The organism is Candidatus Bathycorpusculum sp., assembly GCF_009778815.1.
GTDB lineage: Archaea > Thermoproteota > Bathyarchaeia > Bathyarchaeales > Bathycorpusculaceae > Bathycorpusculum > Bathycorpusculum hydrogenotrophicum.
Genome location: NZ_WRFL01000066.1, coordinates 1 through 11950 on the forward strand (window position 1 = coordinate 1; position 11950 = coordinate 11950).

Annotated in this window: 9 protein-coding genes and 1 pseudogene; 5 read left to right on the forward strand and 5 right to left on the reverse strand. The window is 43.7% G+C overall.

What is annotated here, in order from left to right; translation table 11 throughout:
- Positions 1-3696, reverse strand: a 3696-nt coding sequence (locus tag FWF39_RS10320) for an InlB B-repeat-containing protein (protein ID WP_343383358.1), incomplete at its 3' end; no start/stop codon positions are given.
- A 347-nt stretch (positions 3697-4043) separates the two neighbouring features.
- The gene (locus FWF39_RS10325) at positions 4044-4901 is read right to left on the reverse strand and encodes a YihY/virulence factor BrkB family protein (RefSeq protein ID WP_343383359.1); all 858 of its coding nucleotides are present in this window, start codon (positions 4899-4901) and stop codon (positions 4044-4046) included.
- A 150-nt stretch (positions 4902-5051) separates the two neighbouring features.
- On the opposite strand from FWF39_RS10325, the gene FWF39_RS10330 reads away from it, so the two are divergent.
- A complete protein-coding gene (locus tag FWF39_RS10330; RefSeq protein ID WP_343383360.1) occupies positions 5052-5423 on the forward strand; it encodes an MscL family protein in 372 nt (123 codons plus the stop codon).
- Between the two features lie 217 nt (positions 5424-5640).
- Positions 5641-5964, forward strand: coding sequence for a thioredoxin (trxA, locus tag FWF39_RS10335; protein WP_343383361.1), 324 nt, complete (start codon positions 5641-5643; stop codon positions 5962-5964).
- A gap of 75 nt (positions 5965-6039) precedes the next feature.
- Here the strand turns inward: trxA and FWF39_RS10340 are convergent, their stop codons facing one another.
- The 3 genes from FWF39_RS10340 to FWF39_RS10350 all read right to left on the reverse strand — a co-directional run bounded on the left by FWF39_RS10340 (position 6040) and on the right by FWF39_RS10350 (position 8843).
- Complete coding sequence (locus FWF39_RS10340; RefSeq protein WP_343383362.1) at positions 6040-6720, reverse strand: hypothetical protein; 681 nt, start codon at positions 6718-6720, stop codon at positions 6040-6042.
- A 61-nt stretch (positions 6721-6781) separates the two neighbouring features.
- Positions 6782-8551: an ATP-dependent DNA ligase gene (locus FWF39_RS10345; RefSeq protein WP_343383363.1), complete on the reverse strand. Its 1770-nt coding sequence runs from the start codon at positions 8549-8551 to the stop codon at positions 6782-6784.
- Positions 8552-8717: 166 nt separating this feature from the next.
- Positions 8718-8843 (reverse strand): hypothetical protein, encoded by a 126-nt coding sequence (locus FWF39_RS10350; RefSeq protein WP_343383364.1) that lies wholly within the window; start codon positions 8841-8843, stop codon positions 8718-8720.
- A gap of 329 nt (positions 8844-9172) precedes the next feature.
- Here FWF39_RS10350 and FWF39_RS10355 point away from each other — a divergent pair, with 329 nt between their 5' ends.
- From FWF39_RS10355 to FWF39_RS10365, 3 genes and pseudogenes are all read left to right on the forward strand, one after another.
- A complete protein-coding gene (locus tag FWF39_RS10355) occupies positions 9173-10246 on the forward strand; it encodes a site-2 protease family protein (RefSeq protein ID WP_343383365.1) in 1074 nt (357 codons plus the stop codon).
- Positions 10247-10386: 140 nt separating this feature from the next.
- Positions 10387-10746 carry a hypothetical protein gene (locus FWF39_RS10360; RefSeq protein ID WP_343383366.1) on the forward strand — a complete coding sequence of 120 codons (360 nt, stop codon included), beginning with the start codon at positions 10387-10389 and terminating at the stop codon, positions 10744-10746.
- Between the two features lie 771 nt (positions 10747-11517).
- Positions 11518-11760 (forward strand): annotated as a pseudogene (locus FWF39_RS10365) (DUF4143 domain-containing protein); the annotation flags it as partial.
- Positions 11761-11950 lie beyond the last annotated feature (190 nt).

The following is an 11950-nucleotide window of genomic DNA, read 5'->3' on the forward strand; positions in this document are numbered from 1 at the left end:
GAAGCTGTTGGCTGTGTCGGTTGGGCAGGTGGTTTTGAGAACTGTTATGGATCCTGTTTGGGGTGCTTGTTCTGTGTTTTGATAGAGTATGGATATAGTTTCTCCCTGATCTAGATTGATAAAAACGGTGCGTGTTGCTAAATCGACATATGAGTTGTTGGTGGGGTCGTTTATGATTATGTTGGTTAGGTCCCAGCCTGCTTGAGCTATCTCAGTAACCGTATAACTACCCGGTGCTAGATTGCCGCTGTTCCAAGTCGTGCCATCAGTTAAGCTAAAGCTTCCTGGCGGTGCAGAGGTGACAAAGTTAAAGACTGTGGGTGATCCAGCGGGGTTGGTTAGTTTAGTAACGCTAAAACTGCTCTGAGTGGGTTCTTCTAGCCAGTGAGCTGTTAGGGTGATGTCGCCTGTGGTTCCCACGGGTATGATGTAGTCGGGAGTGGGTTGGGTTATGTCGGGCTGTCCGTCTGTGTACCGTACTGTCCATCCTTCAAAGGTGTAGCCGGGTCTTGTGGGATTAGCTATAGGTAGCGGCAAATCCGCTTCGGTGTAGGTGTTGGGGTTTGAGGGGTCATTGATTCCACCATTTAACACATAGAAGATGTGGTAGATATTAGGACTCCAGAGGGCTGTTACGACAACATCGTTTGGAGGCATAGTAAAGGTTGCTATTTGAGCGTCGGGCACCGTGATACCACCTTCATTAACAATCCAGCCAACAAAGGTGTAGCCGGGTCGGACACCAGCATCTATGGTAACGGTTTCGCCTGCTTGATATTCGCCTGCACCTGTTATTGGTGCATAGCTATCAATCACAGTCACAGTATAGAGTATGAATGGTGTGCCGTTTGTGTAGCTTATGTCATAGTTGTTATACCCCTGAGTGAAAGGTACCGTCCAGACTACATTAGCGCCTATTTGGGCGTGGTATAGTGCGTCGTCTATGGGGTTTCGGTTGTATGCCATTGAGGCACGGTTATTGGAAAATATCATACCATCAAAAACAAAGAGATGATTTAGATTTGCATAAGCAACCCAGATACCTCCACCATTGTTACCTGCAACATTACCATAAACCGATCCAGTTAGTAGCTCGACAAATCCTGCTGATGCAATATACATGCCTCCGCCATCAACAACCGCAGTATTATTTGCAATAATACCATTGGTCATGGTGAGTTGGCTGTTTGTGTATATTCCTCCTCCACTGCGAGCTGAATTATTTGCAATGATGCCGCCATTTATGATGACCGCATTGGGGAGTGTGCTTATGGTATATATGCCTCCGCCATAGAGCGCCGAATTATTAGAGATGATCGCTTCACCTGATAGGCGAATAAGACCGTTGTCGGTGTTTTGTATGCCGCCGCCATAGTAAGTCGCAGAATTACCTGAGATGGTTGCTCTATCGGTCATGCTGATGAGTGATGGTGTGGTTGTGTAGGGGTTCCAGTTGTATACTGCACCGCCATAATAGGTTGCGGTATTGTCTAAGATCGCTGAGTCATTTGCCATAGCAGTTGTACAGTTAAAATCATTAAATACTCCGCCGCCATAGAGCGCAAAATTATCTAAAATAACCGCACTATCAAACATGTTTAGCGTGGCGTTGTTGCTATTGTGTACCCCGCCGCCTCGGCCATCAGAACTACTAGAGCCAACAGCTCTATTGTCTGAGATTAGCGCGCTGTTGTGCATGTTAAAGATAGCATTATCTGAATTATATACACCGCCGCCACCATATATTGCAGTGTTGTTGGCAATGATTGTGTTTCCATACATGTTAAAGGTGGCCAGACCCAGTGCGCTGCTGCCGTTGTTTTCTACTCCGCCGCCATATCCGGTGGAGGTGTTGTTTGTGATTTCGCCGCCTAGCATGTTGAAGTTGTGGTAGTTTAGTACTCCTGCGGCGCCGTGTGCGGTGTTAAATGAAATTTTTCCATCATACATGGTGAATTCGCCGCTTGTATCTACTCCTCCGCCTCCGGTACCAGCTGAATTGCTCACAATCTCACCGCCAAACATGTTAAACACACCTGCATTAACATTGAATACCCCGCCGCCATCAATGCCGGCTGTGTTGTTTGATATGACTGCGTTGCTAAACATGTTGAAAAGGGCCGTGGCGCCTGTATTGTATACGCCGCCGCCATTGCTTGTGGCTGTGTTGCCTGAGATACGAACTATCTCCAAAGAAGCGGGATCACCTAAGTCAAATAGGCCTCCATTATTGTATACCCCGCCGCCAAAAGTAGCTCTATTGCCCAATACGGTAGCATTGCCCGACATTGTAAAGGTGCCCTGATCATTATACACCCCTCCGCCATCATAAGCTGAATTACCACCAATACCACCCTCGCCGCCGATTATGCCGCCAGTCATGGTAAATTTGGCATTAGGGCCTGCGTTATACACTCCGCCGCCATTATCTGTGGCTGTGTTATTAGCAATCACTGCATTACCTGCCATTATAAAAGATCCATCATTATACACTCCGCCGCCATCATAGCCCGCAGAATTGTTAGCAATTACCACATCAGCACTAAACACTGTAAAGGTGCCGCCAAAATTGTACACCCCTCCACCATAATAGGTGGCTGTGTTACCAAAAAGTGTGCCGCCTTCCATGTTGACTGTGCTTATATCCCAAATGAAGACTCCGCCTCCAAAGCCAGCATGATTATCAGCAATCTCACCGCCAAACATATTGAACACACCAGCCGCGCTCTCTACACCACCGCCATAATTTGAAGCAGTGTTGTTAGCAATCATACCGCCATACATGTTAAAAACACTAAAATGACCATTATCGCAGACTCCTCCGCCGTCGTCAGTCGCAATGTTGCCATCGGCTATAGTGGGACCGCCAATAATGCCGCCAATCATATCAAAGGGACCTAAATTATATACACCGCCGCCCGTAACCGCTTGGTTTCTGGAAAAAAGTCCATCTATGAGCGTAAAGGTGCTATAAGCATCGTTGTAGACTCCCCCGCCTGCGCCATTTACCGCTTGGTTTTCTAAGAAAGCACCGTTGGTCAAGGTGAAGGTGCTATAAACGCCGCTATAGACTCCTGCGCCATTTACCGCTTGGTTTCTATAAAACGTTCCATTATTTATCACAAGGGTGCCCAAATTAGCAACTCCGCCTCCGGCACCTGCGGCAGTATTTTCAGAGAAAATTCCGTCATTCATAGTAAAGCTGATTATGCTATAGACTCCTGCGCCATTATAAGCCGAGTTTTGGCTGATTGTACCTCCATTCATGGTAAAGGTACCCCAGTTATAAACGCCGCCGCCATACTGGGCATCGCTAATGGTGCCGCCTGTATAGATGTCGTTTTCTGTAATCTCACCACTACTTAGAGTAAGTGTTGCACCAAAATCAACATACACCCCTCTACCCAGCTCACCGCTATTGTGCGTTACAACAATTCCGTCAAGTTCCAATGCTCCACCCGAGTTGATAGTGATTGTATTTATTCCCGAAACACCGATTAATTTAAAAAATACGCCCGTACCGTCGTTGCTTATCAGCGTAATATCTTTGCCAGATGTAATGCTAAGGGGCGTATTTGTGAGTTGGATATCGTTGTTAAGCGCAATAATGGTGGGTCCAGCGGCATTAGTGATGGCCGCTCTAAGATCCGTTTCAGTTCCAACAAACACTGGATCTGCCGCGTTCGCCGTTAACATATAAACCGATAAAACAGAAAATACTAACATAAACATCAAAGAAATAACAAATAAATTCCTTTGAGGATGTTTTAATTTAAATTTTACTCCTGATCCAAAATTCTCTTTCATAAAAAATTTTCCTCATAAAAATCAATGCCAAAAAAAGTACGTGTTAACGTATATGCGTCAACATATAAACCGTTAAAACTTACATAAAGTTAGAACCTAACCCCGCTATATATCCATTCTGTTTTTGGAGATATGACTGATTACAATATGACTGTTGGAACCACCACAGAAAAAACGACAATTCATCAAAAAGCACTACCCTCTATAGCCCAATCCAACCTCTAATCTTTCTATTCTTAGGCTGGTTTTGTTTTGTGTGAGCCCACTGTGGTAGCGTAGACTTTAGAGATCTCCGCTCCAAAGAGCACGATTTGATTGAGAATAAAAATCCACAGTAAAATAATCAAAAGCGAGCCCGCGGTGCCAGCAACTGTAGTAACAGTAAATACCTGAATGTAGGTGCCAAAAATATAGTTGGTTAGAGTAAAAGCAACACCTGTAGTTACCGCAGCTAAGCTAACATCACGCCACTGCACCATAGTTTCTGGAAGCGCTTTGTAGATAATCGCCAAGAGTAGCGTTGTTACTCCAAACGAAAGCATAATATGCGTAACCGTAAGTTCTACCAAAATCAAAATTTCGCTACCAGAGAGCATCGTTATGGCTCTAACCAAACCCTGCGTAATACTGGTCCAAGCAATCACAATCAACCCAAGCATGGACACCACAGCAAATGGCCTAATCTTTTGTTTAACCTGCCGCCAAAACGGTTGCCTCTTTGGTAGCTCAATATCCCATATGCAGTTTATAGTATCACTAAGAACCGAGAACGCACCAATGGCTCCACCAATCGAGAAACCCACCACTACTATCGCAGTCCAAACAGACGTAAAAGGCGAACCCGTATTTTTAATCAACTGACTAAACAAATCAGCAACCGCCGGCCCCACCACGGCACTTATCTGCTGAACTAAAACTTGAATAGCCTGCTGTTCCCCTAAAAACAGCCCAAATATGGCTGTAACAATAAGAAGCAAGGTGGGCAACGGAAGAATAATAAAAAAAGTCAACGCCGCAGAGCGCAGAACTGCATTGTCATCTAGCCAATCGATTAAGGCGGTTTTGAAAACCCCGTAGACTATCTGTAGCTTCATGTTACAATCCTGACTTGACGGGGATACTTGGTTGAAGCTTTGAGGTTCGGTTTTGTATATGTGGCTTTGTGGGTGTACGTAATCACTCACAGAATGGTAAGTCTTTTTAAACCAAGCACTAAATGTACTACTACGGTAAGGGGACTAAATTTGAGTCAAGAAGAAGTACTGTCCGAATTAAAAAAAATCCGAGAAGCAATAGAAAAAACACCACCTCCACCTCCACCTCCACCTCACGGCTTGTGGAATGAGTTCAAAGAATTTCTATCAAAATACAAAATTTTTGGACTTGCAGTTGCTTTCATCATAGCACTGTATGTGGGTACGCTTGTTCAATCCTTGGTTGCAAATTTGCTTCTGCCAGCGATCGGTTTAGCAATTCCTGGCATAGATAACTTGGCAACCTATAGCATTGGCGTTTTTGGTGTTGGACAATTCCTTGTCGCATTGATGACCTTTGTCATAGTTGCTTTCCTCGTATTCTTGGTTGTTAAAGTCGCCAAGAAATGGAAAATCGAATAGGCGCCTGAAAAATCAGGCGTTCTCTTCACTTTTTATATTTATGTCAAGTGACAAGTTTTTGGTTGTGGTTCTTAGACGACCGAGGTGTTTGTTTGGATTCCGTAGTAGGTGGTTACTGGCTAAATTGGTTGTTTGCTTTTTGTTGTTTGGGGCTGTTGTTTTCTGAGTCGCGAACGCTTTATATCAAATGTGTGTTTGCTTTTTAATGGAGATACATATGAGTACTCAACCTTTACATATTACAGATTCAAATTTTGAGCAGACCATCAAGAATAATTCTGTTGCACTGGTGGATTTTTGGGCTACCTGGTGTGGTCCTTGCAGAGCCCTAGCACCCATCATCGAGGAAATTGCCGCGGAGTATAGCGGCAGGGTCTTAGTGGGTAAACTCGATGTGGATGAGAGTCCACAATCTGCCGAAAAATTCAATGTCTTCAGCATCCCCACTATGATTGTATTTAAAAATGGGGTAGAAGTTGATCGACTTGTTGGCTTATGCCCCAAACCCCGCATAACCGAGGCCCTAACCAAACATCTATAAACATATTGTTGGTTGCTGGATGCTCTAACTATCTGTTACTGCATCTTAGTTCCCTGTCACCGTTTAGAACCCTGACTAGGGGGTTTGGGGGTCTTTGGTGCTAGGGGGTTTCATTTTTTCATACATTTTTTCAAGGGTCCAGCGGACGCTTGATTTAAGTTCTTTTAGTCGTTCTTCATCAACGTTTTTTATGATTATTTCTTTGATGAACTCGCCTTCCCGGATGATATTGTAGCTAAACATACGATCCGGAGTCATTTGTCCTAAGCGCACAAATTCTTTATCTTTTTCCTGCATCTTGGCAAACACTTTCTCAACTAAGAAAGTGGTAAACGGTTGGGTGTTGACGCTAAAGTTTTTACTCTCATCAGGCATAACATGTATTTGCTGTTTCTCAAAATACATCAATGCCAAAGGCTCCTCAGCCATGGTTTTTAGAGGTATGACCGTTTCTGTCTCAGTTACAATTGCAGGCCCCGGTGCTGTTGCCGATGCTGGGGCGGATGCTGGCGGGGTTGTTGAAGTTGGTTGCTCAGTGGATTTAGGCAATACCACTTCTTTTGGTATAGCATGTGGTGGTGTGGTGTGAATCTCTTTTAGGTCTCCGCGTTTGAAGCCCTTCTCTAAGAGAATGGTGTTAACAATATCAAGTGCTGCTTGTACTTCTTGGATTTCAGTGTTTAACTTTTCTAGTTGGTCTTCTAGACGTTTTTTGAACGCGATCATTGCTTTTGTTCTCTCAGAGTCTTGTGCCAACTTGCATCTCCCTTTCCAACTACATTACACATAGCTCTTAATCAGTTTTTAGCCTGTCTGCTCATGGTGTGGTGTCGCCGATTTTTTTGAGTTGTCCATTGTACATTGTTACGATTTCTTTTGAAGTGGTGGCGTCTTGGGGGCTCTTATCGGTGCGGTATTTGCCTGTGAAGCGGGGAAACCGAATGGCCATGCCGCTGTCTTTGCGGATAGCGTCCATCGCAGCCATGTGAATGGGACTAAGGGTAACCTCTGCGCCTAGAATCTCTAAGACCAATGAGGGTTCAAACCAAACATCTGCTTCCAAGGTGGACTGCACACGGCTATTTTTGCGGGCAACCACATGAGTTTGTAGCATTTTATAGAGATCGCTGAGATTTTTATCGGTAAAGCCTGTGCCGCATTTAGTTACGGTTTCAAAGGTATCGTTTTCGGGATTATAGGTTGCTAAGAGTAGCGCCCCATAGGCGCCGACACGTTTGCCTCGGCCATGAAACGCTCCCACAACCACCAAGTCCACAGTATCGGTCATTTCACTTTTGTAGTCCCGCTTATACTTGATCCAGAGCCAGCCGCGATTACCGGCCTGATACACTGAATCTTCACTAATTGATTTACACATCAACCCTTCACATCCCTCCTCTATAGCTCGCTCAAAAAAGTCTTCGAGTTGTTTGGGTGTTTTGACGAGTTGTTGGATGGCGGGTTTTAGGCGGATGTTTTGTTTAATGATTTTCTCAAGGATTTGGCGTCTTTGTGGCAGAGCTGTTTGGGTTAAGTCTACTCCATCCACATAGAGCGCGTCAAATGTAAAAAGCGAGACAGGGTATTGGGTTATAGCGGATTGTATGCCATATTTGCGTCTGCGATGCATCAATTCTTGGAAGGGACGCATATCCCCGCTTTCGAGATCCATAGCGACACATTCCGCTTCAAGGATTGCATCCTTAGCAGTTATCTGTGTGCGGATCAGCTCTACTACATCGGGATACTGGCTTGAGATGTTTTCGAGCCGACGGGAAAACAGTTGCACGGTGTCGCCATTTTTGTGTGCCTGGATCCGTTCACCGTCATATTTGTATTCTGCGAGGCATTTGCCACTAAATTTCTCTAAAATCTCCTCCGGTACCCCTAGCCGCTCCGCAAGCATGGGCCGAATAGGTTCTCCTACGCTAACTTGGAATTTTTCAATACCCTCTATTCCTTTTTCAGCTACAACATTTGCAACTCTGCCCAAATCTGAGGAAATATTGTATGCACGCTCAATTTTCTCACGGGTTTCTTTGCCACCGCCATAGGCGATAGCCAGTGCATCTAAAACGGTCATGTCTGCGATTCCAAGACGCAGGTTTCCTGTGACGGTTCGAATGAGCCATTTAGCCTCTTTTGGGGAGGCATCTATTAAGAGCCCGCTAAAGAGCACCATCTTTGTGTCTACTGCACCTGAGCCGCTGGTTTTAGCCAGTTTATCGAGTGTTTCATAGACCCGCTGTACGGTGAGGGGTTTTGTGAAAAACGTGGATTGTTTGTGTTTGGCGAGGAGTTTTTCTGCAGTTTCACCGATATCGCCACTTTTTTGTAGCTCAGTTTGAATCGCGTTTTCACCATTGCCCGTAGCGCGCATTAGAGCACGTATGGCCAGTTTTTCAGCAACGCCCATCTCTATGCCCACAAAGTCCGGGTAGAGTTTACCCTGCGTTAAATAAATCACCCTTGAAATGACATCTTTTGGTGTTTTTTTTAGCAAACTAACTAGGTGATCAGTCATTTCTAAGCGCTTAGCGGTGCCCTCAATTTGCTCGTATGCATCGGCGATTATTATATAATCCATATTTTTCGCTTCAAGAATACGCACCAGCAATATTAAAATTTACACTGCACCTATCTCCAACCTAGCGAAGACCTGATTGGTTAACAGTAGCTGTTGTTTTAAAATTAGATAAAAGAAAATGATGATGATTATTGTTTATTGGTTGTTTAGACTATTGTTGTTTGGTTTAGGCGCCATCGATTAGATGGGCTGTTCCGTCTGGGCAGTAGACTTTGTCAAACACTTCGGTTATGGTGAAGCGTTTGCTGCATGCTTTCATTTCGGGGCATCCGTCGCAGTCACGTGATAACATTACTTTTTTTCCTCCTTACTTATGTTGTGATTGGTAGCTAAATTGTAGCTTTACCGTTTACTGAATCGCACATATTGCGATTGCTGTCAATAATGCCAAATATATCTGGATACTTTTAAGCTTTATTCCGCTTAAAACATTGACTCTTTACCAGTAACTAAGTATAAGACTAACTCTTGCTAGCTTCACACTTAATCCGTAGTAATACCTCTTAATAATATCAACGTTTCGGTCACCAATACAGTATCTAATGGAACGATTGGTTGCAGTATTAGTGTATACAAGTCAAAATCGAAAATTTAAAAAGTCCATCACGAGAATCTAGATGTATGAAATTTTCTTTTAAAATAGGCTCAATATGGGGAATACCCATCGAGCTGCACCTCACCTTCTTACTACTCATAGTAGCCATTTTTGCACTCTCCCTGCTAAGCAACCTAAACTTCTACTTCTTCTTCATAATCATCGCCCTGTTTGTCTTTGTCGTCTTTCACGAACTCGCCCACTCCCTAGTCGCCCGCCGCTACAACATAAAAGTCCGCAAAATCGTACTCTACCCCATCGGTGGAGTCTCAGAAATCGAAGACCTCCCAAACAACCCCGCACAAGAATGGCGCATGGCCCTATCCGGCCCTCTAACAAGCCTCGTACTAGGCGCTATAATCCTAGCCATAGGCATAGCAATCTCACCCCAACTAATCCCCACCGCCCTCACATTCACAATAACCGGCAACATCCTAATCGACTTAGCCATCCTAAACATTTTGCTGGGTCTCTTTAATCTGATTCCTGCCTTTCCCATGGACGGCGGCCGCGTCCTAAGAGCCGTCTTAGCACAACACATGAAATACGCCAGCGCAACCCGCCTCGCAGTAATCATCGGACGCGTACTGGGCATAGGCATGGTCATTATCGGTTTCATCTTCCCCGGATATTTCCTACTCATCATAATCGGATTATTTGTCTACTTAGGCGCAAACCAAGAAGGCCAACAAACCAAACTCGCAAGCCAACTCGCAACGATCCGCATCAAAGACGCCATGCAACCCGACATAACAATGATAGACTCAACCCAACCCCTCACAGAAGCCATAGAACATATGAACAAAAACGGATACCACAACGCACTGGTACAAAAAAACGGAGCCCTCATAGGCATCGTAACCCAGAGTGAAATCCTAAAAATACCCAACCAACAACGCGACCTTTTACACATTGAACAGATACCTCTGTTGTACATTGTCCTTTTCGAAGACCAATCCATCCTTGAAGCCGACAAAATCCGCCTCAAAGAACAAATCGACCTGCTTCCTGTTGTACAAAAAGAAAACCCCACCCAAATAATTGGAACTCTAACAACCAAAAACATAGCCCACGCCTACGAAAAAACCCAAAACCCCTAACCAAAAACCAACCCAAACTCACCCGTACGCACCATCCTTTGGTTGTTAACTAGAAAGTGTTTTTAGTCCAAACGCTGTTAACAAACAAACTACAATAACTAAATGTCCCTTAGTTATTGGGATATCTCAGCGGTGATGGCATGTCTGATCACAAACACGAACTCAAAAAAACGCATGTGGTATTTGTGGAATTCGACGACGTAGTATTCACCAAACTGGCCGTAACTCCCAACTATTTTGGTGAAGGCAACTCTGAGAACCGAAAAATGGAGTTTGACTTTGAATACTGCCTCAACTGTAATCTCCGTTTACTGAATGGAAAACCCATAAAGACTCAAAACCTCCTAGACGATGAATTCGAAAAATATGTCATGCAAGCCAAACACGGTAGCTATCAAAAATCAGCAGAGATAACTGTGCAACATAGTGACTATGCCGCACTAGAAAACCTAATCAAAGCCGCATTAGGGTTTGGCAAACTAAAAACCAAAAAACCCTAACAACCAAATTTATATTTTTTAGATAAGGTGTAATTTTGCAGGAATTATACCAAAATTATGGTGTAATTTTGCTAAATTATTGACAAAGTTACGTCCCACAATACCATATTATTTCAGCATGCTCCTTGCTTGGAGTGGCTATGAAAAAAGGTACTTCTTTTCCTGTCGGCAATGTATAGAGTTCTTAACTCTCTATCATGTGAATTTCTATGATTTTTTACTTGCTCAAAATGAATTGCTTGCAAAGGAGTTGCAAAAAAGTTCTCTTAGTGATAGTGTTTGGAAAACTTTTAGAAACGAACTATTGGAAAAGTATTGAGATTTCCACATTGTTGGTGGCATGCCCGAGGTTGTGTAGGTCTGGATTGACACCAAAAGCATTGACGTAGTCCAAAAAAAGATAGCTTAACTTCTTCTAGGTTACCAAAAAGACTTTGTTAAATATGCTGAACCAAAAGAGTATCCTAAAATTTCATTCGTTTGGCAATCTATCCCCAGACAGCTGGGTAAAGAAAATCGCAAATTTATATTCAGTCAAGTCAAAAAAGGCTGGCGGGCAAAAGATTTAGAGGATGCCTTGATGTGGCTTATCTGAGCCGGCCTTGTCTATAAGGTAGAATGCATCGAAAAACCCAACTACCATATTTCCTCTTATGCTGATCACACCTTTTTCAAGCTATATATGTCTGATATTGGGTTACTAAGACGCCACGCGGATTTGCCTTCTTCTATTGCATTTGCTGATCCCCTGCCTACAAAGAGTTTAAGGGTGCAATGGCAGAAAACTTTGTTGCCTGCGAGCTTAAGCGGATGTATGGCAAAATTAAGGACAAAGACCTGTACTATTGGACTGCTGAGAGTTCTGCAAAAGCAGAAGTTGACTTTATCGTACACGACGACGAAAAATATATCATCCCTATCGAGGTTAAATCAGGCACGGCAAAACACGCTCGATCCATAACACAATATTGCCAAAAATTCAATCCCCGAAAAATCTGTTCTAACTTCACTTGACGAAATAACACAAAGAACTATACCTCTCTATGCTTTTTGGAAATTCAAAGAATGGATAAAACAAGAATAGACCTTAGTCTTTATTATTTTTGGTGTTTTTAACTGTGGTTTGGGTGTGTTTGTTTGCGTTTTTAGGCTGTTAAGGTTCCAGATATGCGAAAATTGACTATACCGCAGACAATATTGGCCA